The sequence below is a fragment of the Arthrobacter sp. sptzw32 genome (assembly GCF_059089735.1).
In genome coordinates this window covers 85478-111062 of record NZ_JBNHEZ010000004.1, presented here as the reverse complement: position 1 = coordinate 111062, position 25585 = coordinate 85478, and the positions used below count along the sequence as shown (strand labels likewise).

The 25585-nt window shown below is 63.0% G+C and carries 25 protein-coding genes; 13 read left to right on the top strand and 12 right to left on the bottom strand.

Annotated features, from left to right (window positions below; all coding sequences use genetic code 11):
• Nucleotides 1-62 precede the first annotated feature (62 nt).
• Nucleotides 63-992 (top strand): AraC family transcriptional regulator, encoded by a 930-nt coding sequence (locus AC5RVN_RS09450; RefSeq protein WP_494104963.1) that lies wholly within the window; start codon nucleotides 63-65, stop codon nucleotides 990-992.
• Nucleotides 993-1049: 57 nt separating this feature from the next.
• Here the strand turns inward: AC5RVN_RS09450 and AC5RVN_RS09445 are convergent, their stop codons facing one another.
• On the bottom strand, nucleotides 1050-1928 hold the full coding sequence (locus tag AC5RVN_RS09445) for a LysR family transcriptional regulator (RefSeq protein ID WP_494137754.1): 879 nt from the start codon (nucleotides 1926-1928) through the stop codon (nucleotides 1050-1052).
• Nucleotides 1929-2276: 348 nt separating this feature from the next.
• Here AC5RVN_RS09445 and AC5RVN_RS09440 point away from each other — a divergent pair, with 348 nt between their 5' ends.
• Nucleotides 2277-2957, top strand: coding sequence for an EamA family transporter (locus AC5RVN_RS09440; protein WP_494104961.1), 681 nt, complete (start codon nucleotides 2277-2279; stop codon nucleotides 2955-2957).
• Nucleotides 2958-3060: 103 nt separating this feature from the next.
• Here the strand turns inward: AC5RVN_RS09440 and AC5RVN_RS09435 are convergent, their stop codons facing one another.
• Nucleotides 3061-3504 (bottom strand): Lrp/AsnC family transcriptional regulator, encoded by a 444-nt coding sequence (locus AC5RVN_RS09435; RefSeq protein WP_494042205.1) that lies wholly within the window; start codon nucleotides 3502-3504, stop codon nucleotides 3061-3063.
• Nucleotides 3505-3575: 71 nt separating this feature from the next.
• Between AC5RVN_RS09435 and AC5RVN_RS09430 the strand changes: the two genes are divergently transcribed.
• Together AC5RVN_RS09430 and AC5RVN_RS09425 are read left to right on the top strand one after the other, a co-directional pair.
• Complete coding sequence (locus tag AC5RVN_RS09430; RefSeq protein WP_494137753.1) at nucleotides 3576-4304, top strand: AzlC family ABC transporter permease; 729 nt, start codon at nucleotides 3576-3578, stop codon at nucleotides 4302-4304.
• A complete protein-coding gene (locus AC5RVN_RS09425; RefSeq protein WP_494137752.1) occupies nucleotides 4297-4632 on the top strand; it encodes a branched-chain amino acid transporter permease in 336 nt (111 codons plus the stop codon). Before AC5RVN_RS09430 ends, AC5RVN_RS09425 begins: the two co-directional genes overlap by 8 nt.
• Nucleotides 4633-5243: 611 nt before the next feature.
• On the opposite strand, the gene AC5RVN_RS09420 is transcribed toward AC5RVN_RS09425, so the two are convergent.
• The 6 genes from AC5RVN_RS09420 to AC5RVN_RS09395 all read right to left on the bottom strand — a co-directional run bounded on the left by AC5RVN_RS09420 (nucleotide 5244) and on the right by AC5RVN_RS09395 (nucleotide 11017).
• A complete protein-coding gene (locus tag AC5RVN_RS09420) occupies nucleotides 5244-6245 on the bottom strand; it encodes a shikimate dehydrogenase family protein (RefSeq protein ID WP_493974045.1) in 1002 nt (333 codons plus the stop codon).
• A gap of 328 nt (nucleotides 6246-6573) precedes the next feature.
• Nucleotides 6574-7569 carry a Gfo/Idh/MocA family protein gene (locus tag AC5RVN_RS09415; RefSeq protein ID WP_494104957.1) on the bottom strand — a complete coding sequence of 332 codons (996 nt, stop codon included), beginning with the start codon at nucleotides 7567-7569 and terminating at the stop codon, nucleotides 6574-6576.
• Nucleotides 7566-8468 (bottom strand): sugar phosphate isomerase/epimerase family protein, encoded by a 903-nt coding sequence (locus AC5RVN_RS09410; RefSeq protein WP_494042493.1) that lies wholly within the window; start codon nucleotides 8466-8468, stop codon nucleotides 7566-7568. Before AC5RVN_RS09410 ends, AC5RVN_RS09415 begins: the two co-directional genes overlap by 4 nt.
• Nucleotides 8468-9052 (bottom strand): VOC family protein, encoded by a 585-nt coding sequence (locus AC5RVN_RS09405; protein ID WP_494042492.1) that lies wholly within the window; start codon nucleotides 9050-9052, stop codon nucleotides 8468-8470. Before AC5RVN_RS09405 ends, AC5RVN_RS09410 begins: the two co-directional genes overlap by 1 nt.
• On the bottom strand, nucleotides 9049-10044 hold the full coding sequence (locus tag AC5RVN_RS09400) for a LacI family DNA-binding transcriptional regulator (protein WP_494042491.1): 996 nt from the start codon (nucleotides 10042-10044) through the stop codon (nucleotides 9049-9051). The genes AC5RVN_RS09405 and AC5RVN_RS09400 overlap by 4 nt, the downstream gene beginning before the upstream one ends.
• Entirely contained in the window at nucleotides 10037-11017 is a 981-nt protein-coding gene (locus AC5RVN_RS09395; protein ID WP_494042490.1) for a Gfo/Idh/MocA family protein, read from the bottom strand. The genes AC5RVN_RS09400 and AC5RVN_RS09395 overlap by 8 nt, the downstream gene beginning before the upstream one ends.
• 148 nt (nucleotides 11018-11165) lie before the next feature.
• Here AC5RVN_RS09395 and AC5RVN_RS09390 point away from each other — a divergent pair, with 148 nt between their 5' ends.
• The 9 genes from AC5RVN_RS09390 (at nucleotide 11166) to AC5RVN_RS09350 (ending at nucleotide 21068) form a co-directional block, all read left to right on the top strand.
• Nucleotides 11166-11813: a bifunctional 4-hydroxy-2-oxoglutarate aldolase/2-dehydro-3-deoxy-phosphogluconate aldolase gene (locus AC5RVN_RS09390; protein ID WP_493947874.1), complete on the top strand. Its 648-nt coding sequence runs from the start codon at nucleotides 11166-11168 to the stop codon at nucleotides 11811-11813.
• Nucleotides 11810-12358 carry a P-loop nucleotide/nucleoside kinase family protein gene (locus AC5RVN_RS09385; RefSeq protein ID WP_494042488.1) on the top strand — a complete coding sequence of 183 codons (549 nt, stop codon included), beginning with the start codon at nucleotides 11810-11812 and terminating at the stop codon, nucleotides 12356-12358. The genes AC5RVN_RS09390 and AC5RVN_RS09385 overlap by 4 nt, the downstream gene beginning before the upstream one ends.
• A 347-nt stretch (nucleotides 12359-12705) precedes the next feature.
• Nucleotides 12706-14127: an MFS transporter gene (locus AC5RVN_RS09380; protein ID WP_494042487.1), complete on the top strand. Its 1422-nt coding sequence runs from the start codon at nucleotides 12706-12708 to the stop codon at nucleotides 14125-14127.
• Between the two features lie 673 nt (nucleotides 14128-14800).
• A complete protein-coding gene (locus AC5RVN_RS09375; protein ID WP_104137551.1) occupies nucleotides 14801-15202 on the top strand; it encodes a MerR family transcriptional regulator in 402 nt (133 codons plus the stop codon).
• Nucleotides 15203-15256: 54 nt separating this feature from the next.
• The gene (locus AC5RVN_RS09370) at nucleotides 15257-16600 is read left to right on the top strand and encodes an NtaA/DmoA family FMN-dependent monooxygenase (protein ID WP_494137751.1); all 1344 of its coding nucleotides are present in this window, start codon (nucleotides 15257-15259) and stop codon (nucleotides 16598-16600) included.
• The gene (locus tag AC5RVN_RS09365; RefSeq protein WP_494042485.1) at nucleotides 16597-17130 is read left to right on the top strand and encodes a flavin reductase family protein; all 534 of its coding nucleotides are present in this window, start codon (nucleotides 16597-16599) and stop codon (nucleotides 17128-17130) included. Before AC5RVN_RS09370 ends, AC5RVN_RS09365 begins: the two co-directional genes overlap by 4 nt.
• 113 nt (nucleotides 17131-17243) lie before the next feature.
• The gene (locus AC5RVN_RS09360) at nucleotides 17244-18005 is read left to right on the top strand and encodes an NADPH-dependent F420 reductase (protein WP_494105142.1); all 762 of its coding nucleotides are present in this window, start codon (nucleotides 17244-17246) and stop codon (nucleotides 18003-18005) included.
• A gap of 82 nt (nucleotides 18006-18087) precedes the next feature.
• Nucleotides 18088-19311, top strand: coding sequence for an MFS transporter (locus tag AC5RVN_RS09355; RefSeq protein ID WP_494104951.1), 1224 nt, complete (start codon nucleotides 18088-18090; stop codon nucleotides 19309-19311).
• Nucleotides 19312-19565: 254 nt separating this feature from the next.
• Complete coding sequence (locus tag AC5RVN_RS09350; protein ID WP_494104950.1) at nucleotides 19566-21068, top strand: DHA2 family efflux MFS transporter permease subunit; 1503 nt, start codon at nucleotides 19566-19568, stop codon at nucleotides 21066-21068.
• A 983-nt stretch (nucleotides 21069-22051) separates the two neighbouring features.
• Here AC5RVN_RS09350 and urtE read toward each other — a convergent pair.
• Genes urtE through urtB form a run of 4 tightly spaced genes read right to left on the bottom strand, consistent with a single transcriptional unit; the run spans nucleotide 22052 to nucleotide 25575 of the window.
• Nucleotides 22052-22744 (bottom strand): urea ABC transporter ATP-binding subunit UrtE, encoded by a 693-nt coding sequence (gene urtE, locus AC5RVN_RS09345; RefSeq protein WP_494137750.1) that lies wholly within the window; start codon nucleotides 22742-22744, stop codon nucleotides 22052-22054.
• Nucleotides 22737-23546 carry an urea ABC transporter ATP-binding protein UrtD gene (urtD, locus tag AC5RVN_RS09340; protein ID WP_494137749.1) on the bottom strand — a complete coding sequence of 270 codons (810 nt, stop codon included), beginning with the start codon at nucleotides 23544-23546 and terminating at the stop codon, nucleotides 22737-22739. Before urtD ends, urtE begins: the two co-directional genes overlap by 8 nt.
• Nucleotides 23543-24694: an urea ABC transporter permease subunit UrtC gene (urtC, locus tag AC5RVN_RS09335; protein ID WP_494137748.1), complete on the bottom strand. Its 1152-nt coding sequence runs from the start codon at nucleotides 24692-24694 to the stop codon at nucleotides 23543-23545. Before urtC ends, urtD begins: the two co-directional genes overlap by 4 nt.
• Nucleotides 24691-25575: an urea ABC transporter permease subunit UrtB gene (gene urtB / locus AC5RVN_RS09330; protein WP_494137747.1), complete on the bottom strand. Its 885-nt coding sequence runs from the start codon at nucleotides 25573-25575 to the stop codon at nucleotides 24691-24693. The genes urtC and urtB overlap by 4 nt, the downstream gene beginning before the upstream one ends.
• Nucleotides 25576-25585: the final 10 nt, after the last annotated feature.

Genomic DNA, 25585 nt, shown 5'->3' with positions numbered 1-25585 from the left:
CTAGGGGAAGGCGGTCAGTGTGCTGTCCACATTTCATAAACAACGCAACATGGAGAACCATCATGAGTGTTGGGGAGCCCAAGGACGGAGCGACTGCCCGGCTGGCTGAACGCCTGCTGGGAATGCGCGCTAACCGCGAAGTCATTCCGCCGGACCCCAACCACTCCGTCAGGTGGCACGAACACGACTACCCGAGCCCTGTTGCGCGGTGGAATTATCACCCTGAGTACGAGATCCACCTCATCCGTAAGGGCACTGGAAAGTACATCGTCGGTGACCACATCGGAACGTTTGAGGCCGGACACGTCTCGCTTGTCGGGTCAGGCCTGCCCCACGACTGGGTCAGTGACCTGGAACCGGGAGAAGTCCTGGAGAACCGGGACGTGGTCATCCAGTTCGACGGAAAGTGGGTGGAGCACACCGCTGCCCTCGTCCCCGAAATGGCCGAAGTCAAACTCCTGCTCGATCAGTCCGCCCGCGGTATTGAATTCCTGGGGCAGGCGGCGCGGAGCGCGGCCCTTTCCATGGAAGCCATGGGCGCTTCCACAGGACTTGCGCGGCTTCAGCACCTCATGGAGCTCTTCTCTACTCTGAGCCGTGCGCCACAGGAAGAACGGCGCTACCTCGCCGACGAATGGTTCAGGCCCCAGCTGGACGGCCAGGCCGCTGCCGTGGTCGACATCGTCCTCGAATACGTCTTCAGCAACCACGCCGGAACCCTCAAAATGTCCGACGCGGCCGCCCTGGTCGGAATGACAGAACCAACATTTTCGAAGTACTTCAAGCGCTCTACGGGCCAAAACTTCAGTGACTTGACCCGTAAACTGCGCCTCGCACACGCCCGTCGGCTCTTGGAGCGAAGCGACAAAGCCATCTCAGACATCTGCTACGAAGTCGGCTTCTCAAACCTCTCAAACTTCAACCGGCATTTCCTCAATGACGCCGGAGAAACACCAAGAAATTACCGCCAGCGCGTCCGGAATGAGCTGTAAAAGGACGGCCGAATCCTCGTGGGGTCATGAGCGGGACTTGCTGCTGCGCTTCGGGACTTAGTGGGATGTCTTTGCCGTTTCGTCGGGACTGAATGTCTCCCGCGCCAGCCGTGTGAAATCTGCTACCAGGGCTGAAGGATCGTCACGGCGGGAGGCGAGGAACACTGAGATAGGTGGGGCATCCCGGACCACCCGGTACACGACGCCGGGCCGGGGATTTTGCGCTGCGGTCGCCTCCGAGGACATGCCTATGGCTTGTCCGGTGGAGATGAGCATCAGCCATTCATCGACGCCCTGCACCTGTCGGAAGGACGCCGGACGTGCCGATCCGGTCCAAAGGTCTTCGGTAGTCGTTCCGGTGCGGTGGTCCACAGCCAGCGTATGACCGGCGAAGTCAGCCATGCGCAGGAAGCGTTTGCGGGCCAGTGGGTCTTCCGTGGCCACTGCCGCGTAGCGGCCTTCCTTGCCAATGAGCGTCGATGTGAAGCGGTCATCACTGATCGGGCGCCTGAAGACCGCGACATCGGCAGAGCCGTCCGCCAACCCTCCGGATGCGGCGTAGGTCTGGACCCACACCAGGTCTACGTCTGGGTGTGCCTGTGTCCATTTGCGTTGCAGGGCCGCGGTCCGGGCGCCCAGCGCCGACCATGCGTAACCTATTTTCAGTTCGCTATTGTGCTCGCGTGCCGCCCGTTCAAGGAGCGCCACCTCTGCCAGGACGCGCCGCGCCTGCGCGATGACCCTTTCCCCCGCGGGAGTAGGTGTGATGCTGCGCGTTGTCCTTTGCAGAATGCGCAACCCTAGGACGCGTTCCAGTGCCGCAACGGACCGTGAAACCGCGGCTTGGGATGTTCCGAGGTCAATGGCGGCGTCGGTAAAGGTCTGGGCGTCCACCACGGCAATCAGCGCCCGAAGGTATCGCACTTCAACATCCATACGCTCATCGTATAGAACGCCCACAGAGCACATTTCTCAACCACAGCTCGACCCCCGAAGCTTTCGATATGGAAGCTCAGCTAGAACAGGGAACGGCCCATTCCCGCGGCGCCCGCGCCCACATCGCTAGTTCGTGGAGTTCTGACGATGACGGGAAGCGGACTCAGTAACCAGATTGGTGCCGGAATCGGGGCTCACGCCTTTCCGATGGTCGGACCGGCCGGTGTCGTGGCCGTTCGGCAGTTTGTAGCTGCCGCGGTTCTCCTTCCTGTTGCGCGGCCACCCTTCCATCGATTCACCTGGCGGCAGTGGTGGCCGGTCCTTCTGCTGGGGGCAGCGACAGCCCTCATGAATATTTGTCTTTACGTGGCCATCGACCGGATCGGGCTGGCGCTTGCCGTCACCCTGGAATTTCTTGGACCATTGGGCGTTGCGCTGCTGTCCTCGAGGAGCCGGTGGGATCTGGTGTGTGGGCTCAGCGCCGGCTTGGGAGTGTATGTTCTCGTCATGCCGGGCCCCAGCAGTGACTTCATTGGTGTTGCCGTCGCCCTGGCTGCAGCCGCCTGCTGGGCGGCGTACATCCTTTTAAACAGGGTTGCCGGTCAACGCCTGCCCGGCCTACAGGCTCCCGCCGCCGGAACACTGGTTTCCCTGGTTTTTTACCTGCCCGTAGCTGCGTATCTCCTCGTTCAGGGAGTGTTTACCGCGCCGGCGCTTCTGTACGCCGTCACCGCCGGGGTCCTTTGCTCGGTGGTCCCTTATGCCGCTGACCTGATCGCGCTTCGCCACGTGCCGGCCGGATTCTTCAGCGTCTTCATGAGCATCAACCCCATCCTGGCCGCGCTCTCCGGAACAGTAGTACTGGGACAGGTCCTCGTCCTCCACGAATGGCTCGGCATGGGGATGATCGTTGCCACGAACACAGTGGCGATCTGGCTGGCAGGGCGCAGGAGGAGGACTGCTGCTAGGCAGCAAAGCAACAGCCCTGCTCCTGCCCCCTCTGCGCATGGGGCTTCAGCGGAAAACTAACAGGAGAGCCTGTGCCGCGAGGAACTTCAGGACCGCGGAACGCCCGGTCCATAAGAGCAACCAGCGATGGCCTGCCTGGCCGGTACTAAGTAATGGGAGTCGGTCAGTTCTTGAGCAGCTTCATGGTCTGGTGCGAGTCGACGCGGAAGACTGCGGGGAGTGCTGTGAGCTTTTGCATCTGGAACTGCTCGTATTCCTCGATGCCGCTCACGAGGATGCGTAAGAAGTAGTCCGGGTTGCCGAATACCTTCCGCGCTTCAACCACCTCGTCGAAAGCCACGACCGCCCGCTCGAACTCTGCGATCGTCTGCGTATCGGTGCTCCTGACCTCGACTGTGGCGGTTACTTCGAGGCGACGGCCCAGCTTTTGGGCGTCGATGACTGCACGGTAGCCGGCGATCACTCCGTCAGCCTCAAGGCGGCGCACCCGGCGCAGACACGGCGCCGGAGTCAGCCCGACACGTTGGGCCAATTCGAGGTTGCTGATACGACCATCCAATTGCAACTGCTCAATAATTGCTAAGTCCAGCGCATCGGGTTCTCTCATGTTGCCCACTATGCCTTCTAGCGGCTCAAAGCAACAACCATAGTTCGCACAATTGTTTCTACGATTGCTTTATGAGCGAAGCAGTGGTGAACAATGAGGAGACGGGCGTCCCAGGCAGCCCCAGGGAAGTCCTATCTGGCATCCGGACCGCGCTCCCCGCCGGGATAGCAATGTTCCCGCTGGGGATGGCACTAGGGGTGCTCATCTCGCAGTCCAGCCTGCCGTGGTGGACAGCACCGCTGTTTACGGGCGTGATTTTCGCTGGTTCCCTTGAGTTCCTGCTCGTTGGCATGGTGATCGCGGCCGCGCCGCTCACGTCAGTAGCGCTGACGGCACTGTTGGTGAACTTCAGGCACGTCTTCTACGCGCTCTCTTTTCCCCTCGGACAGATCCGCTCGCGCAGTCTCCGGGTGCTGAGCACGTACATCCTGTGCGATGAGGCCTGGGCACTGACGGCGCATCCCGAAGCGCGCCAATGGTCCGGTGCGCGCGTCCTTGGGATCCAATCGGTGTTTTACGTGAACTGGGTGGTCAGCGCCACGATCGGTGTACTCGCCGGTTCCCTCGTCCCGCCCGGCATAGTGGGGCTGGACTTCGCGATCACTGCGTTTTTTCTCGTGCTGGGCATCGACGCCTACCGTGTGCGCCGCTCAGTACCGATACCGCTGATAGCGCTTGCCTGTGCCCTGTTCTTCGTAATTTTTGCCGGGGACGCGATGATCCTGCCCGCCATGGGAACATTCGTTGGCTTGCTCCTTTCCTCCTACGGGTTCAAGCGCTGGAGGTCGCGTCATGGATGACACCCAATACCTCCTCGCCGTCACGCTCGTGGCCGCCGCAGTGACCTGGGCGTTACGCGCACTCCCCTTCGCGATCCTCGCACCCTTACGCAGCAGCAAACTCCTGCCCTACATCGCCGAACTCATCCCGATCGGCGTGATGGTGATTCTCACCGTCTACACCCTCCGGCACGTCAGCATCATCGACCCGGCAAGCGCAGTTCCCGCAATGTTCGGGGTGGTGGTGACATCAGCGCTGCACCTATGGAAAGCGAACATGCTGCTGAGCATCGCAGGCGGCACCACCAGTTATGTACTGCTGATTTCTACCATCTTCGGCCCAACCTGACGCGGCGCTCGGTTACTGATACAGGTGCATATTCGATTTCGAACTACTCTCGCCCTGGATGCTGGACCCGGGGCCTGCTCAAGTCTTAGCCATCCCCGGGCCCCTTTGCATACCGGGGCCATCAGGTCTGGATGAAAAGGCTCAAAGCGGTTGATTGACCGGTTGGGCCACACCCAAACCTGACGTCGGAGCGGCCTGACGTGGGAGGACTCGGCCTGTGGGGTGGAGCTCTGGGTTGTTCTCCGACGTCCGACCAGTTACATCAGGTGACATGGCCGCCCACTGCCCGAAATGGACTTCATAAGATGTGCAACTCCATGGGCTTTCCGTGTTTTCGAACTTCCGGCGACTGTCAGGGTGGATTCTGAGAACATCATGGAGCCACTGTCAGGGAAGCGGAATTTCGCTCTATTCTGATACCAGCGCGTGAGAGCGGCGCGTGCCCTCTCCGAGCAATGCAAATCAGGACGACCGCCCGAACCGAGTAAGCCACCACTATCGGGGTGGCCACCCGAGGCCGGCTTCGAGCGGTCTTGCCGCAAAGGATCTTTATCGGTTGAGGGATGCCTTGGGTCGACTCACAACCACCTCATCGTCACGGAGGCCTTTCTTCATAAGGGCAGTTGCGCTGTTGTGCGCAGTTCTTCGGCTGTCGCAGTGCCGAATCCGAAGAACTCGAGGTAAGCGGGGATCATCTCGAACAGCATGTCGCTGCCCACCTGAACTGTGCATCCCTTCTGCTTGGCGGCCTGCAGGAATGGGGTCATTCCGGCCTTCAGCACGACGTCCCCGACATACGAGCCGGGCGTGATCCGGTCGATGTCGACAGGCATGGGGTCACCGTCCCTCATGCCGAGCGGGGTGGCGTTGACGATCAGGTCGTAGCCCTCCGGATCTTTTGACCCCATGGCGATCTGCACGTCAGGGTAGTGCGCGCTGATGCGCTGGGCGAGCGCGTCGGAGGCACCTGTATCGGGGTCGAACAAGCCGATGCCGGCAAGTCCGAGGCCGGCCAGTGAGGCGGCGATCGGCGAGCCCACGCCGCCGTTGCCGACGACCAGGGCCCGCTTGCCGTGAGGGTCGAATCCTTTGCGCAGGGCGCCGCGGACGAAGCCTGCTCCGTCGAACTGCTCGGCCAGCAGTGATCCGTCATCTCGCCTGAGGACGGCATTGGTGGCACCGGCGATCTGGGCAGTTGGGCTGACCTCGTCAACGAGGTTCATGGTGACCACCTTGTGCGGCATGGTGACAAGCGCACCTCGGATGTTGGTTAGCGTGAAGACGGAGCGGAAGAAGTCGGGGTAGTCCTCCGGTTTGATCCCCATGGGGACGACGACTGCATCGATCGCGTGCGTTTCAAACCATGGGTTGCAGATCAGAGACGACTTGAACGTGTGGGTGGGATATCCCAGGTGCGCGATGAGCGTCGTCGTTCCGCTGATCATCGGGTTCGCCCGTTTGCGCGGTGCACCCAGCTCCGTCACTGGAACATCTGTCCAGGAGCAGAGTTGGTCGCCGTGCTCAGCCCAGTACTCGTCCCACTGTGCGAGCTTGACAGGGTCGCGCTCGAGGCCTCGCTTGCGCAGCCTGTCCTGCAAGATATCGGGAGCCACGCGGACCTGGACGACTTCGATGACAAGAAGCCGGCCAGTTCCTGGCCCTCCTTCGGGCCACGGTCGGCACCTATGACGAGGGCCCCTTCGGCTGTGGGTGCGCTGACGACGGCATCGCCGATTCCGCCGCTTGATCCGGTCACCAGAACGACTCGGTCTGCTCGTTTCATCTTTCTAGGTCCTTACTTGAGGTGTTTCCCAAAGGGTGTGCCATGGCTCCGGGCGCGGCTGCTTCAGTGGTGTCGCTCCGTGTCCTGACCTGCTGCTGCACTGGTGAAGCCCGGGTTCTCTGCCATCCCCGGTCCAGAGTGGCGCGTGCCCGTGCTGATTAGCTGTTGCCGCTGGTGGCGTGGCTTGCCCATTGCCGGCCTTCTTGTTCTTCTGTCGGCAGTCCGGAGGCGGCGAGGATCCGGTCAAGCAGCCGCTGGGTGTGAACGGCGTCGCGGCCGGAGGTCACTGGCTGGGCCCTGTCGGCGACCCGGTCCAGGAAGTGGTGGACTGCTGCTGAGAAGCCGAGCGTATCGGTCGCTGTGGCCCAGCCGTAGGCCTCGGCGCTGAGCTCCCGTGAGGTGGTGACTCCCTGGACAGTGGTCGAGACCGTTTCCGGTGCCCTGACTTCCACGGTCTTGCCGGCGCCGTAGGCGTCGAGTTTTTCACTCCAGGCACCTGCTGTCCGGGCTGCCATGAGCACTCCGGTGTTGCCTGTGCTGAAGCGGATCATGGCTGCGACGCCGTCTTCTTCCCAGGGGTCATCACCGGCTGCGTGTGCGGCCACGTCCACGGGCTCGCCGCCGCAGTACCAGCGGAGCAGGTCGACCATATGGATGGCGTTCTCGAACGTTGCGCGGTATTCCGATCCCGGGCGGTTCTTTTGCGCGACGCAGAAGGTAGCGCCTTTGTCGCCAAACAGCTCACGGCCGGCGGTGTAGACGGGGGCATAGCGGCGATTGAAGTCGACCATCAGGATGCGGCCGCGTTCATCGGCCAAGTCCGCGAGGCGTTCTGCCTCCTCAGTGGCCGGGGCCAGGGGCTTTTCGCAGAAGACGTCGACGTCGCGGCTCAGGCACAGTTGGACCGCGTGGGCATGCTCGGAGCGGGGTGTGAGGACGAAGACTGCGTCCAGGTCCTGCGCACCCAGCATGTCCTCGACCGACTTGTAGGCGGAGCCGAAGCCCCAGCGTCGGACCAGGCTGCCCGGATCCTCACGGCGGGACACCAGGGCGGCCAGCTCAACGTCATCGCGCTGTACGAGTGTGGGCAATTGGGCAATGGTAGCGATGTTTCCTGCGCCGATGACGCCGACGCGGAGGCGGTTGGTGTTCATCGAGCATTCCTTACCTGAGCGGGATCAGAGAGCATGGCGCGCAGGACGTCGGCTGATTCCCTAAATCCGTCCTCGGGCTTGGGAAGGTCTTGCCGGTGCCAGCGGTATTCAAGTTCGATGCTGAGCACGTCGTCGTAGCCGTGCTGCACCAGCCCGGCGAGAATTTGGGGCCAGGGAACGACGCCGCTTCCCACGACGCGGGACCGTACGGCCCGCTCGGAAGCGTTAACCCGGGCCGTTTCGGTTGCGCGGAACGCTGCGTTGGGATCGGTGAAGACAAGGTCCTTCACGTGCACGTGGCCGATCAGGTCGCCTTGGACAGCGAGGGCCTGTTCAAACTTTTCGTCGTGGGTGAAAGTCAGGTTCGCCTGATCGTACAGAACGCGGATGGCCGGGTGGGCGACTTCGCGGACCAGGGCTGCAGTTTCGGCCGCGGACTGGGTCATTGTGCCGAAGTGGTTCTCAACGCACAGCCGTACGCCTGCCTGTTCAGCTTCGGGTGCAAGGGTTTGCAGCGCGTCCACGAGCTTTGCCCACCGCCGGGCATGGTCGGAGTCTCCGGCATGCCAGGATCCGGCGTAGACGCGGACCCGGTCGGCCCCGACCACGTGCGCGGTTTCAATGGCGCCGCGGAATTCATCGACCGCGCCGCGCCACTCTGCGTCATCGAGTGCGTTGATGGCTGTGGTGTAGGGCGTAAGGCCTACGATCGGGATGCCTTCGCTGTCGGCAGCCTTTAGTGCCTCCATCGCGGCGTGCCGGTCTCCCAGAGGCAACCCTGACAGGTAGTCGTCCTGGTAGATGACTTCAGCGGCGTCGAGGCCGGCAGCTTTGAAGAGCGCTAGTGCCTGGGGAACCGTGTGGTCCGGGGTTCCGAGTGTGTGACCTGCAAGCCGCATTATTGGTCGTCCTTTCTGGAAGTGTTTGGAGCCGCTGTCCAGTCCGCAGGACCGACCAGCCGGGGTGGGGAGGGGACGCGGGACCGGTCGACGATCTCCATCAGCAGGCCCCAGGGGGTAAGGAAGTAGGTCCAGCGGTTGCCGGCTACGCGCGGGCTGTCGCCTGCGACTTCTTTGCGCTCACCGAGCACCCGCACCCCAGGTGTTTCCTGGAGCACGGCGACCGCTTCGTCGACGTCGTCCACGACGAAGCACAGGTGGTGTCCGCCGGCATCGCAATGCCGTGGCGGGGTTTCGCGCCGCTCAGCGCTGCTCCACTCGAAGAGTTCAATATTGAGGTTCGGGGGCAGGCGCAGCATGGCCAGCGTGAGTTTCGCATCTGCCGGGACTTCGAAGTTTGTGGGCATGAATTCTTCGTCGGGACCCCGCTCTGAGCGGTACAGTTCCTCGGCCCCGAGCACGTCGACGAAGAACCGGATACCCTCCTCGAGGTGGGGGACGGTGAGGCCGACGTGGTCCGTGTGCTGGAGCCCCGGCAGCCGCCGCAGTGTTCCTGCCGGGGCGCCGTTAGTCTCCGCGGTCATTTGCGTGGTCCCGAGGTGGAGGCACGGACCAGAAGTTCAGGTTCGAGGACGATGTGGTCCACGGAGCCGTCGATGTTCTGCTTCTCGGCCAGTTCTATGGCGATGTGTCCCATGTCGGCGATGGGTTGCCGGATGGTCGTGAGGGGAGGGTTGAACCGGGCCCCCAAAGCCAGACCGTCGAAACCGATGACCGACACGTCCTCCGGTACGCGCACGCCGCTTCGGCCGAGGGCCGAGATTACCGCAAATGCCACCATGTCATTTGCCGCGATGATGGCGGTCGGCGGATTCTCCATCTCGAGGAAATGTTCGGCCCCGCGCGTGCCGGCATCCAGATCTGACCCGCTGTCCAGCACCACAGGTGCGCTGCCGCTCTCAGCGGACAGCTCCAGATACGCGTCCATCCGGTCCTGGGCGGTGTGCGTTCCGGCGATGCCGGAAACGTAGCCGATCGACGTGTGCCCCAGAGAATGCAGGTGGTCCAGCGCGAGCATGATTCCGCGGCGGCTGTCGACGGTGACAGTTGGGACCGCATCGTCGCCTTCAACCCGGTCGATCACCACCACCTTGTGGCCAAAAGCGAAGCGTTTCAGCGCCTCGGTATCGACCTTCGTGGAGGGGGCGACGATACCGAAGGGGGCATACATGGCCTGCATGGCGGTGAAGTACCCGTCGGTCTTGGCAGGGTCACCATTGGTGACGCAGAGCAGCAGCTGGTAGCCGCGCTCGTCCGCCGCCTGCGTCATCGTCTTGGCAAGTTCTGCAAAGAACGGGTTGGTGATGTCAGGGACGATCAGCGGGATGAAGGTGCTGGTCTTTCGGCGAAGCGCCTGGGCGAGTGGACTCATTGTGTAGCCCAGCCCCTCAGCGACCCGGAGGATGTGCTCGCGGGTTTCAATTTTCACCGCTTCCGGGCGGGAGAATGCCCGGGAGACCGTGGACCGGTGGACACCGGCGGCCTTCGCAACGACGTCGATACTCAGATCAGGCATGTTCTCTTCCTCCGTGCTGGTCGTCATAGGCCTGCCAAATGGGGCGCATGACGTCTTCGATCTGGGCCAGTGTAGGCAAGCCCTGGAATCCATCTTCCAGCGTCTGGGCGACCCGCCGCACGAACGGATCGTAGAGAGGGTCGCTGTCCACGTCGATCCTGGCGCTCTCCGTGGTCCCATCGGCTGCGGTGAAAGTAGCAGAACCATCAGAGTTAACCGAGGCGTATCCTGCCTCACCAACAGACGTATAACTGCAGTAACGCTTCAACGGCGAACCCGGGAATGCGTAGCCAACCTCCACGATGGCTTCCCGTCCCTCGGGCGTAGTGAGGATGAGACTGGCGTGGTCCTCCACATCTCCCCCGTGCAACGTTGACGAAAGCCGGGCCTGCACACGAACCGAGGTCTCGTCACAGCCCTGCAGGAACAGGTCCACGAAGTGTGGACCCAGGTTCGCCAGGCACCCTCCGCCCGCCTTGGCCGGATCCAGCATCCACGCATTGCCGTTATCGACATAGCGGGAGGGCGGTCCGGCAATAAAAGAGATTCGCTGATACGTTGGCCTGCCAGCCTTGGCGAGCCACCGATCGGCGGGACCGCCCCGCTGGATCAGCGGGACGGTAGCGGGCACACCGGCTGCATCGGCGGCTTTGCGCACCGCAGTAAGTTCGGCAAGGGACGTTCCCAGCGGCTTTTCCACCACAAACGGAATCCCACGCTCGATCAGGGCATGACACTTCTCGGCCATCCCATAATGGGGGCCAAAAACGTAGGCCAGCCCAATATCGGGAAGGTCAACCAGCTTCCGCCAGTCAGCTTCCACCGGAGCTCCCCAGCCATCGGCAAGCCCCCGGACGAGGGACACGTCCTCGTCACTGACACCGACAACCTGATGCACTTCGGCAATCGCTTGGACGTACAGCGGAACGTGCCAATGGGAAGCACCAAGAATGATCGTGCGTGGACCACTCATCTGCCAGCCCCTTTGCTAAGTATGAGATCGATTGCTGAGATCGGTTGCAATAACAGTATGGATGGTGGGAGAGTTTGTCAACGACACTTCAACAGTGGCCCAGGTAACAAGGAGCATCGTCCCGCCTGGGCCCCGAGAAAGGCCAGCCATGTACAAGAAACTTCGCACCCTGCAGACCATCGACGCATCAGGCGCCGTCCTCATCGTCCGCCTCGAGAACGCTGAGGTCGCAGAACGTGTTGCCGAAGCTGCCATCGCCGGAGGCTTCCGTGCCCTTGAAATCACGCTCTCGATCCCTGGAGCCGTCGATGTAATCCGCCGGCTTTCGGTTAGGCATAGCTCGAATGGCGTAGCGATCGGAGCTGGAACGGTGCTGGACGAGCACTCGGCCTACGAGTGCATCCGCGCCGGGGCTGAGTTCCTCGTCAGTCCCCAGCTGAACCCGGCAATGATCCGGACAGCAAACCGGTACCAGATACCCACCATCAGCGGGGCCTACACGCCGACTGAGCTTGTTAACTCCGCCGAGGCGGGCGCTGACATCCTCAAGCTCTTCCCCACCGAGGCTGGCGGCATCCCCTATGCCAAGTCCGTGCTCGCCCCGCTTGCCCATCTGCCTATCATGCCGGCAGGCGGGGTAACCGTAGAGAACGTAGGCGAATGGTTCGCGGCGGGCGTGGCAGGTGTCGGCGTCGGCAGCTACGTGACCAAAGCATGGCAGCCCGATGGCGACTTTACCCGCGTCACCAAAGCCGCCGAGGAGTTCCTGTCAGCAGTGGCAGAGGCCCGCCGATGACAGTCCCCAGCGTCTATATTGTTATTGGCCCGGCCGGCTCAGGGAAAACGACGGTCGCGCAAAAAACAGCAAAAGAACATAACGCGGCATACCTGGACAAGGACCGGGTATGCGGACGCTTCGTCGAGTTCGCGCTGAAGGCGACCGGACACGACCCCACCGACCGGGAGTCCAACGACTACTATCGCGACAACCTCCTGCCCCTCGAGTACGAAACACTCATGGACGTGGCCGGGGCCAACCTGCGCCTGGACCGGTCCGTCGTGCTCGATGCCCCTTTCGGAGCCTACTTCGACGAACCGGACTTCCTGACGCGTGCGGCAGAAAAGTTCAACTGGCCACCGTCTGTGACCACGGTAGTGCGGGTGAGGGTCCCCCAGGACCTTCTGCGGGACCGGATTGCCCGCCGCGGCCTGGAACGGGACCAGTGGAAACTTTCCCACTGGGAGGAATACTGGTCCGTCTACGGGAGCTTGGAATGCGCGTGGTCGGGAGCCCGGTTCGTGGACTACAACAACGAGACACCCCTTCCGGCGGAGGGGTGATGGCTGAACCAGCAGACCGGCCCGGTTCGGCCAGTTCTACGCCAGCCGCTCTTGCAGCCCGCAGCATGAACGGGCCACACCACTCCTAATCCGGCCGAGGCCGCGCGTCTGCCTCCCGAGGACAAAGCGTGTGCCCTCCCTTAGAGACGGCAAAGCCAGAAGCTGCGACGTGGCTCACAAAAAACGTTGACAAGCCTTGTTTGTCGCCCGTAGTGTTTGTTGCAACCGATCTCTGCAACCGATCTCAGCAATCGATCTTATTGGCTCCGGTGAAAAGCCGGAGGACTGATTGCCTCTGGTTCAATCCCTAACCCCTCCTCAGCAAACGTGAAAGTATGGAGAGTTCAATGAAGACCTCAAAAGATGCGCTCGACAGCTCGGGCCCTTCTGAATTTCCGGAAGTGCCGGAGCCGCCCCGGCGCTCCGTCAACATGGTGGCAGGCACGATCGGCCACTTTGTGGAGTGGTACGACTGGTACATCTACGGGTTGCTGGCAGCGGTGTTCGCGGGACAGATATTCCCAAGCGAGAACCCGTTCGCGTCCCTTGTCGCAGCGCTGCTCACCTACGCGGTCGGTTTCGTTGTACGCCCGCTCAGCGGAATTATCATTTCGCCGCTGGCCGACCGCTACGGCCGCCGGCTCATCCTGACGCTGTCCATCTCCGGGATGGCGCTCGGCTCTCTGATCATCGGCCTCACCCCTTCATTCGCGACGATCGGCTACGCAGCACCTGTTCTCTTTCTGGTTGCACGCATCCTCCAGGGAATCTCGGCCGGCACCGAGCAGCAGAGCGCCATCGCGTTCATGGTCGAACACGCTCCCGCGAACCGGAGAGGCCTGTTCGGCTCGTTCTCCAACATGGCAAGCGGCCTCGCGACCCTCGCCGCGACCGGTTCGGCCGCAATCGTGACATCATCCTTTGCTCCCGCCGAACTCGCAGCCTGGGGGTGGCGCATCCCCTTCGTTGTGGGCGGCGTCCTCGGCGTCGCCGGTCTCATCCTGCGGGCCCGCTCGGATGAGACCCCTGAGTTTGAGGCAGCTGCCCTCGTCGATCAAAAGTCCGCCTGGGCGCGCCTGAAGGACCTGCTCCGCGAACACCCGAAGGCCCTGCTCCAGGCAGCGGCACTCTCTGCCCCGGCCGTGGCCTACTACACCTGGGCCACGTTCCTCCCCACCTACGCCAAGCTGACCACGGGCCGGGACCTGTCCTCCACCCTGGCCGGGAGCGTTATCGGGCTGGCCTTGCTCGTGGTCATCGTGCCGGTCTGTGGATACCTTTCGGACCGCCTCGGCCGCCGCAAGATCTTCCCCATCATCGGCGCCATCGGCATGATCGTACTCTTCTACCCACTGCTCCTGCTGCTGAACCAGCCAGGCTTCTGGGTATACGTTCTGGTTTCGGCATCCGGGTGGGTAGTTCTCGGTATTTGGCAGGCCGTTTACCCGACAATCCAGGCAGAGCTCTTTCCGGCCTCAGTCCGGGTAGCAGGCATCGGTTTCGCGCACCAGATCGTCATCGCCGTCTTCGGTGGCACCGCACCACTTATCGCCGCTGCATTCGTCGGCGCCGGACAGCCCATGTTCGTTGCGTACTACATGATCGCCATTGTCACCCTCTCCCTCATCGTCTACTTCACGCTCCCCGAGACCGGCAGCAAGGGCCCGCGTGCCACCGTCGCACCGGCAGACCCCGAAGTGCTGGAAGGAGAGCACCTGCTCTTCGATGCTCCACGCGGCGGGACCCAGACGAAGAATTCCAAGCCGTAGACCTACATCTCCTCCGCAACACTGCACATGAGGAAAGCCCTCGACCCGCTCCGGTCGAGGGCTTTCCCCTTCCCGGCCGTGGCCGACTCCAAGATGAAGCACACCCCAACCTCGCACAAGAGCATAGGCTCGGGCCCCAGAAATAGGAACGTAAAGTGGTCCACTGCGAGGCTTTAAGGTCCGACGCCGCCCACAGTCAGGGACGATTCTGATGGGTTATCCACCGCTACTGCTGCTCTGGGAGCTAATCCAGGGGCTCCCAATATCCAGCTGTGGATAACCCGAATTGCCCCCAACTGTGGACGGAACAGGGTCGCCGAGCGCAGCTTGTCCGAGCCTCGCCGGGTTGACGGAAACGCTTTTGAGGGCGAGGTGAGCCCGAGGAAGCACGCCTCGTGACCGAATTCGCTGGGATAGCAGTCCGCGCCGCCTTCGACGGATAGATGGGCCGAACTTACCGACGCCGGTCACCAGACGACGTTCGGCGAAATCTACCAGCGGGTCCGCGGACAACTCGGTACCACCGCTGGAATCACTCGAATACGCGGTTAGCTGTAAAGGCTCATCGCTGGACGCAGATACTGCTTCCGACTCCGATCCGGGTAGCTCACCCTGTTAGCCTTCCACTAGTGTGAAGGTTGGTGCAGATCCGGTCACGATCGAAGGAGCGGGCATGCGTATAGGTGAATTGGAACAAAGGTCCGGAGTGCCGGCTCGGATGCTCCGTTACTACGAGGAGCAGGGCCTGGTGACACCGCGCCGCCTCGACAACGGTTACCGGGAGTATGACGAATACCTTGTTGACCGCGTGGCGAAAATCCGCGGGCTCATCGACTCGGGTATCCCGACCAGGATCATCGGCAACATCCTGCCGTGCCTGAACCAGCCGCAGACCGTCGTCGTCGACGACGCTGACCCGGAACTCCTGGAAATTCTGCGGCAGGAGCGGGACCGGATGACGCACAAGATCGACGTCCTTTCGCAGAACCGGGATGCCATCACCCGCTACGTCCAGGCCCTGGAGGCCGCCGCCGGCAGCAAGAGCAGCATCGTCACCGAACGCCAGCCGGCGTAGCAGCGGGCGCACGATTTGACCTTCCCACTAGTGAGAAGGTTGCACGATGGGTAGATGACCTCCTCCTCCTCTTCAAAACTAATCCTCGGCCTGCAGCTCGGTAATGGGTACGGCGCCCACGGGTCGGCCTGGCGCGCCGCGGGCGTGGACCCGGCCAATTACGCCGACTTCGACGCGCAGGTGCGCTACGCCCAGGCCGCCGAACGGGGCAAGTTCGCGTTCCTGTTCCTGCCTGACTTCCTGGCCTATAAAGCAGATGGCGTGCAGGAGGCGCCGATGCTCACCCTGGAACCCATGCTGACCCTGGCAGCCATAGCCCGCGCGACCGAGCGCATCGGTCTGGTAGCGACCGGCTCGACGACCTTCAACGAGCCCTACAACCTCGCTCGCCAGTTCAAGGCCCTGGATGTGATGAGTCATGGCCGGGCCGGGTGGAACGCTGTGACGACCAGCGACCCTGCGTCCGCCGCGAACTTCGGGCAGGAGATCGCGCCCCGGCCGCAGCGTTACCAGCGGGCGCACGAGACCATCCAGATCACACAAGCTCTCTGGGGTAGCTGGCAGCAGGATGCCTGGATCAGGGACACGACGAACGCCCGGTTCATCGATCCGGAGAAGATCGAGGCCATCAACCTGCAGGGCAAATATGTCGCGTCTCGCGGTCCGCTGCCCATACCGCCGTCGGAGCAGGGCCAACCTGTGGTCTTCTCAGCCGGCGGAGGCGCGAACGGCCTCGAGATCGCCGGTCGGTACGCCAGCGCCGTCATCGGCGCAGTATTCACCATCGAGGACGCGCGCGCCCAGCGCGAAGCCGTCCGGGATGCAGCGCGCAGGGCCGGACGCAACCCTGACGAGGTGAAATTCATCGCCGGAGTGATGCCAGCCATCGCCGCCACCAAACGCGCGGCACTGGACCGCCGCGTAGCCCTCGGCGACCAAGCCGCCCCCGCCCTCGTCCCCTATCTCGGCTCCATGCTGGGACTGACTCTCGATGCGAGCCAGATCGACGAGCCACTCAGGCCCGCCCAGCTGGCAGCAGCCCGACCCAGCCCTTTCGATCCCCGCTCCCCACGGGCACTGGAGGTCGCCCGCGAAGGATGGACCCTCCGCGATATCCTCGCCCACGGGGTCATCGACTACCACCCCACCCCCGTCGGTCCGGCATCCGTCACCGCGGACCACATGCAGGAATGGTTCGAGGCAGGCGCCTGCGACGGCTTCTGGGTGTCCATCGACGTCTACGAGGACGGTATCGACACCTTCGTCGACCAGGTTGTTCCCCTGCTGCAGGAGCGCGGTCTCTTCCACGACGACTACGAAGGCACCACCCTCCGTGATCACCTCGGCGCCCCCGCCCAGTACGGCCTGGACACTCGACTCGCGGATAACGCCGAATGACGACAACCACCGACAACCCCAGCCACAATCAGAGCCACATCATTGACCAGGGTCTCTTCCGTGGCACCGTGGGACGTTACGCGTCGGGCATCACGATCATCACCGGTCACGATGACCAGGGGCCGATCGGGTTCACCTGCCAGTCGTTCTACAGTGTCTCCGTCGACCCGCCGGTCGTGTCCTTCAGCGTCATGAAAACCTCCACCACCTACCCGAGGATCCGCGACGCCGGAACCTTCACGGTCAACATCCTCTCGCGCGACCAGGAAGCAGTATCCAACCAGTTCGCCCGACGAGGCACGGACAAATGGGCCAACATCCGATGGAGCCCCACAACACAGGGCAACCCGGTCCTGGATGAAAGCCTGGCCTGGCTCGACTGCACAATCTGGGCCGAGCACGACGCCGGCGACCATCTCATCGTGCTCGGACGCGTTATCGAACTAGGAACATCTCCTAAAGAACACCCTGATCCCCTGGTGTACTTCCAAGGCCAATACCGGGCCCTCCGCGAGCTCGACCCTGCCTGATGCGTGTGTAGGTCGTTGTATCGGTGGGTCGCTTACCTTCGTCCTCGTCCGGTATATGACACCTCCGATTTGACCTTCACACTAGTGGCAATGTTGATGATGAGAGGACAGACATTGCACTAGGGAGACACATGAAGATCGGTATCATCGGCGCGGGCTCGATCGGCTCGACCATCGCCCGGCGCCTCAGCCGCCATGGGCACGACGTAATGGTCGCGAATTCCCGCGGGCCCGAGACCATCTCGGCCTCGGCCCTGAGGACTGGCGCGCGAGCCGTCACAGCTTCCGAAGCGGCCACTGACGTCGACGTCCTCATCGTCTCGGTCCCGATGAACCGCAACGAGGACATCGCCGCCCACGTCCGGCGCGCACCCGAGGCCGCCGCCGTCATCGACACGTCCAACTACTACCCGGCCCGCGACGGCATCGTCCCCGCCTTCGTTGAGGGGCAACCCGAAAGCATCTGGTTGTCCGAGCTGTTCGGCCGCCCCGTGACCAAAGCCTGGAATGCCATCACATCCCAGTCGTTCGACGCGAAGGCCGTTGAGGCCGGCACGGCAGGCCGGGTGGCAATCCCGGTGGCAGCCGACCGTGACGACCACCGGAAGCTCGCGATGTCACTGGTCGAACAGACCGGCTTCGATGCTGTCGACGCCGGAGTCCTCGCCGAGTCCTGGCGCCAGCAGCCCGGCGCCCCCGTCTACTGCACGGATCGTAGACGCGAGGAGATGCCAGCCTTCCTGGCAGCCGCCCAGAAGGAGCGCGTCCCCCAGCGCCGGGATCTGGCCATGGACGCCATCGGCGGGTACATCAATGCCGGCGGTAAACCGGACGGCAAGTTCCTCGTCGCCATCAACCGTGCCTGCTACAGCTGACGCTACGTCCCCACAACTCCCCCCCACGTACCAACGCGCACCTACTGATGCGCGCTCACACGCAAGCCAGGATGAATCCCGAATGACTTCTCACGAAGCAACAGCAACACAAGAGACCGGCGGTAACGGATCACGGTCCGACAGTGCAGGCCCGACGCAGAAACCCTCGTGGGCGGGGGTGGCCTCGCTGAGCGTGGGTGTATTCGCCCTCGTGATGGCCGAATTCCTGCCGGCAAGTCTTCTTTCCAGGGTTGCCGCGGATCTGGGAGTGACAGAGGGCGTGGCCGGTCAGTCCGTCGCCATCACAGCCATCGTCGCAGCCATTTCCGGCATCACCATCCCTGTCGTGCTCTCGCGTATGGACCGCCGGCACCTGATGATCATTCTTTCGGCGCTTGCAGTCGTATCCGATGTGCTGGTGGCGATCGCGCCGACCTACCCGATCCTTCTGGCCGCCCGCGTCCTGCTCGGCATCGCGATCGGCGGGTTTTGGGCGCTGGCGATCTCCATCACAGCGCGCCTGGTGCCTGCATCAAAGCTCGGTCTGGGTTTGACGATCGTGAACGTGGGCGTGACCCTGGCTACCGTCGCCGCCGTCCCGCTCGGCACGCTGCTCGGTGAGATCTGGGGTTGGCGTGCAGTGTTCGCTCTGGCCGCGGGCGTCGGCATCATCGCCATGGTCATCCAATTCTTCGCCCTGCCTTCGATGGTGACCGGTCCCTCAAGCGGATTCCGGCCCCTGGTACAGACACTGCGCTCCCGCATGGTCCTGCTCTGCCTGTTCACCATGGCCCTGATGGGCGCCGGTCACTTCGCCGGCTTCACCTACATCCGTCCTGCAGCGACCGAGGTCGGCGGACTCGATCCCGAGCAGCTCGCTGTCCTGCTCCTGGTGTACGGCCTGGGCATTGTGGGCGGCAATCTGATCGCCGGACCTCTCGCCGACCGCACGCTGCGCATCGCGACTCTGATCTTCCCGCTCGTCCTTGGTCTCGCGATGATCGCCTTCGTGTACATGGGCAGCAGCACCGTGCTGCTCTTCGTCGCAGCCGCGCTCTGGGGGGCCGGTTTCGGTGCTCTGCCCACGGTTATCTCGACCTGGCTTGCGCGAGCCGAACCGAGCCGCCTGGAAAGTATCGGCGGACTCCAAACCGGTGTGTTCCAGGTCGCGATTGCCCTCGGCGCGTTCATCGGTGGGCTCCTCGTCGACGGTGCCGGCGTACAGACCGCCCTGGTCCTCGGCGGCCTCGCCTCCGTGCTCGGCGGCCTGATCCTGGTGGCAGTCAAACCCCAAACGCTCGCCTAAAACAGGATGACTGGCCGACCGAACTTCTCTCCGCTGGTTACGCCCCGCCGCACACCAGGCACCGGAGATTTCCCGCCAAGACGACGACCCAACGAAAGGTTGGCGCTGAGCCGATTTGACCTTCACATTAGTGTGAATGTGGAGACTGAAATACCGACAAGCTCTCCGATGGAGCGGTGCTTTGTCCAGTCGGTAATCCTGTGGATTCCGACCCGAACCGATGAATCCTACGAGCACCTTGGAGTCAACAGCTTATGAGTAGTGACACGCATCTCGCCCCTGCAACAGGGCCGGCCGGCATCATCGCCGATCCCCAGGGAGCGGTTACCGGCCCGAACACGACCAACTCGGCACCAACGAAACGATTGTCTCCGGGAGAGGTCCTGACGATCTCCGTCCTGGTCTTCTCGGCGTTCGTGGCGTTCCTGTCCGAGATGGTGGTCGGGGTGGCGCTGCCACAGATCATGGACGACCTGAACATCACGGCTACGACCGGGCAGTGGCTCACCACCGGCTACGCCCTCACCCTCGCGGTGATCATCCCGACCACCGGGTACATCATGCAGCGGTTCCAGCTCCGGACAATCTTCATTGTCAGCGTCGGTCTGTTCACCCTCGGCACCCTAATCGCGGCAGTTGCCCCCGGCTTCGCGCTGCTGCTCACCGGCCGGATTGTGCAGGCCCTCGGTACGGCGGTGTTGGTCCCGCTGCTGATGACGACGTCGATGGGTCTCGTTGCGCCGTCTCGTCGTGGACAGATGATGGCGTTAGTCACGGCGGTGTCTGCCGTCGCACCCGCCCTCGGTCCCGCCTTCTCCGGCCTCGTGATGTCGCAGCTGACCTGGCGGTGGCTGTTCATCATCATCTTGCCTCTGTCGGTCCTCGGCCTCCTCATCGGGGCAATCAAGATGCCGAACCTCACTACGCCGCGGCGAATCGGATTCGACACGTTGTCGCTGGTGCTCTCCGCGATCGGATTCGGCGCGTTGGTGTACGGACTAGCGAGTGCCGGCGAATCCAGCGGCGGTCACTTCTCAACAGCGTTCTGGATCGCGATCCCGCTGGGCGTGGCGGGAATCGCAGCATTCGTGTTGCGTCAGCTCCGATTGCAGCGCCGTGACGCGGCCGTTCTGGACATGCGGATCTTCATGCATGCCGGGTTCGCACGACCCGTTATCGTCTTTTCGTTCCTGGTGATGGGCGCCTTCAGTCTCGCCACCCTGCTCCCCCTCATCCTGCAGGAATCCCTCGGACTCGGTTCATTGGAGACCGGGCTGCTCATGGTGCCCGGCGGCGCGACGATTGGGATCGTGTCCCTCCTCGTCGGCCGCTACTACGACCGCATCGGAGCCCGGGGGCTTGCTATCCCGGGAGCCATCGTTGTCAGTGCCGGCTGGTGGTTCATGACGGCCTTCACCGAGAACACCTCGATGTGGGTGGTCCTGGCAACCTACATGTTCGTCTGCGCCGGCCAAGCGTTCGCCTGGGTCGCTCTCTTCACCATGTCGCTGGGATCGCTTCCTAGTGCTCTCGCTCCGCACGGCAGCGCCGCGCTCAACACTATCCAGCAGCTCGGCGGCGCGGCCGGTTTGGCAGTACTCATCGCGGTTCTCAGCTCGAACGCCGACGGCACCGACGCTACCTCCATCGCAAATGGTGCACGCGCTGCATTCACAGTCGGCACTGTTATCGCAGTCGTCGCCCTCGTGACCGCGGCATTCCTTCCGCGACACACGCGCAACGCGGACGAAGACTGAACGGCCAGCAGGACCTGACCTGTCGGCTATCGGTCGCGTCTGGCAGTGGCGAGATTGACTGGCAATGGATGCATAGAAGGAAACCGGCAACCTGCCACCATCATCAGAACACCCCCATCCGGTCATCCGCAGGACGACAACCGGGTCCGTAAGGCACGCAAGCGCCCAAAGCGAACCCCCTCTGGAGGGCCGCTGAGTTAGCAAAACGGGCTAAGTGGTCGCTACAGCTCAACGACAAATTCATGCTCCCTTTGAAAGCTTGTGACCTACGACCTCATAAAGGACTAGCACATGGGCCAGGAGCTTGTTCAGGTTCGGCCACACCCCAACCTGACGTCAGGTGGCAGCCGACAAGTTGTCAGACTGAAGCGTAATTGCCGCTTTTCTGACACGCACTCAAGAAACTCATATAGTCCAACCTGACACTTCGGATGGGGTGGGCCAGAGTACCTCCCGGACCAACAGGATGTTTAAGAGCATCCCGTCTACAATGCAACCCGTTCGTCTCATGCCGGGCGTCCTGCAGGCAGCGAAAGAGCACGGGCAGGATGTCAGCCGCGCTGGGCGCAAGCCGCCATGCCGCCCCGCCGGCGTCCTGGCCTCTTTTGAATGGAGCACCAGAACCGGTTCCGCACCGTCTGCATCCAAAGGGACGGCGCCGTGCGTGCATGCATCTCCTTCGGCTGCGCCAAATATTCTGGTTTACGGGTTCAAGTTCGGCGGTCGAAGGCCTCTGGCATTTTCGGTATCCCAAGTGCTCCGCTGGAAGCCCTCGGAAACGCGAGCCCCGCATGCCCTCCGGCGGTGAGGCTCCCGGGTCGCGGCCGCCGTTACCCCACCCCAGGGGTGGCGGCGGACAGACCGGCATACTGACGCCGGTCCCAGCGGGCAAGCTTCTTGCCCTTGTCACTCCACCGGTTGTTGTCATCGTTGGCGTGGTGCAGGCGGAAGATGAGGACATCAGCACCGGCATCCTCCGCGGCTCAGATGAGCATGGCCTCCCGAACCGTACCGGCCGAACCGGCACCGCCGGGACCTGAAGAGGAGACCTTTCCCGCCGACAAGACGTAGTAGCTGTCCGCGGCCTGCAGGGCAAAGCCGATGTGTTGCTCCACAAGGAGGATGCTCATGCCTTTCCGCTGGGACAACTCGACGATGGTCGCTTCTATTTCGGTGACGATGTTTGGCTGGATTCCCTCGGTGGGTTCGTCAAGGATCAGTAGGCGGGGGTCTGTGATGAGCGCCCGGGCGATGGCGAGCTGCTGCCGCTGGCCGCCCGAAAGCAGCCCTGCCCGGCGTTCCAGTAATGTCTGGAGCGCCGGGAACATGTGCAAGGCTTCCGCCACCCGTTCGGGGCCGTTCCTCCGCCCGTCCGCTACGAGCTGCAGGTTCTCCATGACGGACAGCTGCCCGAATGACTGCTGGCCCTGCGGCACGTAGGCCATTCCCCGGTCTACCCTGCGGTGCGGGCGTAGAGCCGAGATGTCTTCCCCGTCAAGGGTGATGCGTCCCGCGGTCGGCTTGAGAAGCCCGACGACGGCGCGCAGCAGCGTTGTCTTGCCAGCGCCGTTGTGCCCCAGGACAGAGACAACGGCTCCGTCCGGGACGCTCAGGCTGACGTTGGAGATGACTTGGGTACGTCCATAACCGGTCTCCAGATTTTCAACTTCAAGCATCAGTGGCCTCCACTCGCGAGGATCCAAGGTAGACATCCTGCACTTTTTGATCTGCCTGCACCTGGGCAACACTTCCCTCGCTGAGGACCTTGCCCGCTGCAAGCACGGTGACGGACGTTGCGAACTCCCGCACGAAATCCATGTCGTGTTCGACCACCACCGTGATACGGCGGGCCGCTATTCGACGCAACAACTCCCCGGTTTCGAACCGCTCGTCCTGGCTCATCCCGGCAATCGGCTCGTCCAGCAGGAGGACGTCCGCGTTCTGCACCAGAAGCATGCCGATCTCCAGCCATTGCTTCTGTCCGTGGGCGAGAATGCCCGCCTGTTTTCCGGCCGATCCCTCCAGCCCGATGATTTCAAGCGCCTCTTCCACCGCCGCATCCACGGTCCTGCGCCGACGGAGCATCCGAAGCGCACCGCGGCCGGCGCCGGCCGCGATGTCCAGGTTCTGGAGTACGGAAAGATTTTCAAACACGCTCGCCGTCTGGAATGTACGCCCCACCCCCAGCCGTGCGGTTTGGTGCACTTTCCGTCCGAGGATCTCTACCCCGGTGTGGTTCACTGATCCCGTGGCAGGTACCAGGCCGGTGATCGCGTCGATCACCGTTGTCTTCCCCGCGCCGTTGGGGCCGATCAGGAACCGCAGGTCGCCCTGGATGACATCGAGGCTGACGTTGTCCACGGCCAGGAATCCGTCAAAGGAGACGGACAGGTCGCGGACTTCCAGGTATTTGGGCCGGCCATGGCGGAGCCCTCCGGCCCGGGGCTCACCGTCCGGGAGCAGGGTGGGCGTGGTCATCTGCGGGCCTCCTCAGGGATGGCTGTTTCTTCAGCTTCCGGCGATAGTGCCGCAAACGCTGGCGTTGTTGGTGCCGCGGGCACCGATACAGCCGGACGAATTCTGCGCCGCCTGCCCACGAGCGCCGGCACTGAAGCCAGCCCGCCGGGCATGAACCCGACCACCAGGACAAACAACAGGCCTTGGAAATACACCCAAAAGGAGGGAAAAGTGGAGGACAGGCCGGACTGGGCGGCGGCGACACCGACAGCACCGAGGACCGGCCCCAGCAACGTGGCACGGCCGCCGATGGCAACACCAATGAGGAAGGCGATGGAAGGGATCACTCCTACGTCTGCCGGAGAGATGATTCCGACGAGCGGGACGAACAGTGCGCCTGCAATGCCTGCCAGGACAGCGGCAAGCACGTAGATGACGGTTTTAATGGTTGCCGGATCGTAACCAAGGAAGCGGACCCGTTCCTCCTGGTCCCGGACCGCAACCAGCAGCTCGCCGAGCCTGCTGTACATCAGCTGCCGGGCGAGCGCTATGGACAGCAGGAGCACTGCCGCCGCAATCATGTACAACATCACCTTGTTGCTCGGGTCCTGCAGGTCATAACCGAGGAATGACCTGAAGCCGCTCAGCCCGTTCGAGCCGCCAGTGGTGGCCTGTTGACCAATAAGGAACACAGCGAATGCAGCGGCCAGCGCTTGGCTGAGGATTGCGAAGTAGGCACCCTTCACCCGGCGCTTGAAGACCGCCAGACCCAGGACAAGTGCCACCAGCGCCGGGATCAGCACCACCGCAAGCAGAGTTACAGCCGGGCTTCGGAACGGCTCCCACCAGCCGGGCACCTCGCCGTTGCCATACAGGGACATGAAGTCCGGCACGCCGGAGCCGCCAAAGAGTGACGCGTCGGCAAGCTTCATGTGCATCGCCATGATGTAGGCGCCCAGCCCGAAGAACACCCCCTGGCCAAGGGTCAGCATGCCGCCGCGCCCCCACGCCAGGCCAATGCCCACCGCCACGATAGCGAAGCAAAGGAACTTTCCCAGCAGTCCCAGGCTGAACGCTGGAAGAATCACCGGTGCGACACCCAGGAGCAGGACCGCACCGGCGGCGAACGCCGCCGCAGTACCCAACCGTCCGCGCAGAAGGCTTCTCATGCCAGGCTCCTCGTCTTGAGGCTGAAGATGCCCTGCGGCCGGAGCTGAAGGAACACCACGATCACTATCAGGATCAGGACCTTGCCGATGCTCGCCGTCGTTGAGTACTCGAAGACGGACTGCAGCACGCCAAGGGAAAAAGCGGCGATGACTGCCCCCTTGATTTGGCCAATGCCGCCGGCCACGACCACCAGGAAGGCATCCACGATGTAGTTGGTGCCGAGGTAGGGGCTGGTTGAACCAATGAGGGTGACAGCGACACCGGCTACACCGGCCAGGCCGGACCCGATGAAGAACGTTAGTTGGTCGCTGCGCCGGGTTGAGACACCGCTGGTTTCTGCCAGGTCCCGGTTCAGCACAACAGCCCGGATGCGGCGCCCTAGTGGCGTAGCCCTAAGCAGGAGGACCAAACCTGCGAGGCACAACAGCGAGAGAGCCAGGATAAAGAGCCGGGTCAGCGGGATCGGCGCACCCAGCAACTCGATGTTTCCCCGGAGCCACGTTGGCGCGCGGACATCCACGCTGGGTGCGCCGAAGAGGTCCCGTGCGGCTTGCTGCAGGATGAGCGCTACCCCGAAAGTAACCAGAAGCGTGTCCAGGGGCCGGTGGTACATGCGGCGTAGCAGCACCGCCTCGAGCACCAGCCCCAGGACGCCGCCCACGACGAAACCCACCGGAAAGGAAACCAGCAGTGAAACCCCGGCATCCGAGATGGCCTGCTGAACCACAAAGGCTGTATAGGCTCCGGCCATCATAAATTCACCGTGGGCCATGTTGATAACCCCCATTTGACCGAAAGTCAACGACAACCCGAGTGCCGCCAGGAGCAGCACGGAACCGAGGCTGAGCCCGGCGAACATCTGCCCTATCAGGAGTTCCATTCCAGCAGGC

What these genes read in the sequence shown, in the direction of transcription:
- AC5RVN_RS09410 (WP_494042493.1), bottom strand. Translation starts at nt 8,468, where the DNA reads ATGCGGCTTGCAGGTCACACACTCGGAACCCCGGACCACACGGTTCCC.
- AC5RVN_RS09435 (WP_494042205.1), bottom strand. Translation starts at nt 3,504, where the DNA reads ATGAGAGAACCCGATGCGCTGGACTTAGCAATTATTGAGCAGTTGCAA.
- urtB (WP_494137747.1), bottom strand. Translation starts at nt 25,575, where the DNA reads ATGGAACTCCTGATAGGGCAGATGTTCGCCGGGCTCAGCCTCGGTTCC.
- AC5RVN_RS09390 (WP_493947874.1), top strand. Translation starts at nt 11,166, where the DNA reads ATGTACAAGAAACTTCGCACCCTGCAGACCATCGACGCATCAGGCGCC.
- urtC (WP_494137748.1), bottom strand. Translation starts at nt 24,694, where the DNA reads ATGAGAAGCCTTCTGCGCGGACGGTTGGGTACTGCGGCGGCGTTCGCC.
- AC5RVN_RS09425 (WP_494137752.1), top strand. Translation starts at nt 4,297, where the DNA reads ATGGATGACACCCAATACCTCCTCGCCGTCACGCTCGTGGCCGCCGCA.
- AC5RVN_RS09440 (WP_494104961.1), top strand. Translation starts at nt 2,277, where the DNA reads ATGAATATTTGTCTTTACGTGGCCATCGACCGGATCGGGCTGGCGCTT.
- AC5RVN_RS09375 (WP_104137551.1), top strand. Translation starts at nt 14,801, where the DNA reads ATGCGTATAGGTGAATTGGAACAAAGGTCCGGAGTGCCGGCTCGGATG.
- AC5RVN_RS09395 (WP_494042490.1), bottom strand. Translation starts at nt 11,017, where the DNA reads ATGAGTGGTCCACGCACGATCATTCTTGGTGCTTCCCATTGGCACGTT.
- urtD (WP_494137749.1), bottom strand. Translation starts at nt 23,546, where the DNA reads ATGACCACGCCCACCCTGCTCCCGGACGGTGAGCCCCGGGCCGGAGGG.
- AC5RVN_RS09450 (WP_494104963.1), top strand. Translation starts at nt 63, where the DNA reads ATGAGTGTTGGGGAGCCCAAGGACGGAGCGACTGCCCGGCTGGCTGAA.
- AC5RVN_RS09430 (WP_494137753.1), top strand. Translation starts at nt 3,576, where the DNA reads ATGAGCGAAGCAGTGGTGAACAATGAGGAGACGGGCGTCCCAGGCAGC.
- AC5RVN_RS09385 (WP_494042488.1), top strand. Translation starts at nt 11,810, where the DNA reads ATGACAGTCCCCAGCGTCTATATTGTTATTGGCCCGGCCGGCTCAGGG.
- AC5RVN_RS09380 (WP_494042487.1), top strand. Translation starts at nt 12,706, where the DNA reads ATGAAGACCTCAAAAGATGCGCTCGACAGCTCGGGCCCTTCTGAATTT.
- AC5RVN_RS09365 (WP_494042485.1), top strand. Translation starts at nt 16,597, where the DNA reads ATGACGACAACCACCGACAACCCCAGCCACAATCAGAGCCACATCATT.
- AC5RVN_RS09445 (WP_494137754.1), bottom strand. Translation starts at nt 1,928, where the DNA reads ATGGATGTTGAAGTGCGATACCTTCGGGCGCTGATTGCCGTGGTGGAC.
- AC5RVN_RS09355 (WP_494104951.1), top strand. Translation starts at nt 18,088, where the DNA reads ATGACTTCTCACGAAGCAACAGCAACACAAGAGACCGGCGGTAACGGA.
- AC5RVN_RS09350 (WP_494104950.1), top strand. Translation starts at nt 19,566, where the DNA reads ATGAGTAGTGACACGCATCTCGCCCCTGCAACAGGGCCGGCCGGCATC.
- AC5RVN_RS09405 (WP_494042492.1), bottom strand. Translation starts at nt 9,052, where the DNA reads ATGACCGCGGAGACTAACGGCGCCCCGGCAGGAACACTGCGGCGGCTG.
- AC5RVN_RS09415 (WP_494104957.1), bottom strand. Translation starts at nt 7,569, where the DNA reads ATGAACACCAACCGCCTCCGCGTCGGCGTCATCGGCGCAGGAAACATC.
- urtE (WP_494137750.1), bottom strand. Translation starts at nt 22,744, where the DNA reads ATGCTTGAAGTTGAAAATCTGGAGACCGGTTATGGACGTACCCAAGTC.
- AC5RVN_RS09370 (WP_494137751.1), top strand. Translation starts at nt 15,257, where the DNA reads ATGACCTCCTCCTCCTCTTCAAAACTAATCCTCGGCCTGCAGCTCGGT.
- AC5RVN_RS09400 (WP_494042491.1), bottom strand. Translation starts at nt 10,044, where the DNA reads ATGCCTGATCTGAGTATCGACGTCGTTGCGAAGGCCGCCGGTGTCCAC.